A 1,099-nucleotide genomic window follows, 5' to 3' on the forward strand; every position below is an offset into this window, starting at 1 on the left:
TCAAAGCCCTCCTCCTTGGCCAAAAGGGCGGTGTAAAGGTGGATCTCTTCTCCTTCGCTTACGGAATCCACCGTCCTTTGGGGGACGAACACCTTAAGCCCCAGGCCGCCCAGGGCCACCACAAGCTGCCCCTCGCCCTTTTCCGCCACTCGCCCGTGCAGGAACTCCACCATACCTCAGCGGCGGGAAACAACGCTTGGGAGGTGGAAACTAGGCCTTTGCCAAAGGATTTGGCCGGTTTCCCGGGCCTCCCAGGCCAGCTTCTGCCCCGTGGCGATCTCCAAAAGGGGATAGGGGAAAACGTCCACCGGAAAGGGAAAGCGCTCGAGAAGATATTCCACAACAGGACCCAAGGATTTTCTCCACCAAGCTGACGGCATCCCTGGCCTTCTTTTCGGTGTAAAACTCCACGGGCGCTCCTTGAGCCAAACCATTGGGGTAACGGGTGGGGATGTATAAACCATTACGGCGAGATCATAAGCGGGGGCTCGGATCGGGCAAGCTCGGAAAGCTCGGAAAAGGCCCGTTCCACTTTTTCCTTCTCCCCGCAAAGGAGGAGCACCACCGCGCCAGCGCCCGGCCCAACCCCGCCGCTTCCAACGTGTTCGGCATGAACCCCATAAAGCCAGTGGATGGCCTCCACCTCGGTGACCACGGTCCCCACCAGCGGAAAAAGGCCCACTTTGAGCCCGCTCGCCAACCTGAGCCTCCTGATGCCTAGCTTTTTGGCGAGTTCCGTCACCGAACCGTGGATGGATTTGGCTCGGGAAATAGGGATTACGATCTCCACCCCTTTGGCGATGCATGCGGCGAAAAACTTCCCCACTGTGCCCCCATCTTCGCCGGCCACAAGGACGCCGCAGACTCCGTGGGAGTCCAGGGCGTTGGCCCCCTTGATGAAAACGTCGCCCGCGGAGAGCTGCTTGGCCGCCTCTTCCAGGGAAAGGGAGACGGGCTTCCCCCGCTCCAGGATCAATACGGGATCCCGCTTATCAGGAGGAAGAACAGAAAGGCTTTTCCCTACATATCCCGCGCAATATCGTTCTTTAGCGATGGGGTGGCCCAAAAGTTCCTCGGCCACATAAGCGTTGGTGGTGCC

3 protein-coding genes are annotated in these 1,099 nt (G+C 59.6%); all 3 read right to left on the bottom strand.

What is annotated here, in order from left to right; translation table 11 throughout:
• A partial coding sequence (ruvA, locus tag H5T41_11290; GenBank protein MBC7109342.1) for a Holliday junction branch migration protein RuvA occupies window positions 1-173 on the bottom strand: 173 nt, incomplete at its 3' end.
• Window positions 174-176: 3 nt separating this feature from the next.
• Window positions 177-434, bottom strand: coding sequence for a hypothetical protein (locus H5T41_11295; GenBank protein ID MBC7109343.1), 258 nt, complete (start codon window positions 432-434; stop codon window positions 177-179).
• Window positions 435-463: 29 nt separating this feature from the next.
• Window positions 464-976: a hypothetical protein gene (locus H5T41_11300; protein ID MBC7109344.1), complete on the bottom strand. Its 513-nt coding sequence runs from the start codon at window positions 974-976 to the stop codon at window positions 464-466.
• Window positions 977-1,099 lie beyond the last annotated feature (123 nt).

Source organism: Methanomassiliicoccales archaeon (assembly GCA_014361295.1).
GTDB lineage: Archaea > Thermoplasmatota > Thermoplasmata > Methanomassiliicoccales > JACIVX01 > JACIVX01.

What these genes read in the sequence shown, in the direction of transcription:
- H5T41_11295 (MBC7109343.1), bottom strand. Translation starts at nt 434, where the DNA reads ATGGTTTGGCTCAAGGAGCGCCCGTGGAGTTTTACACCGAAAAGAAGG.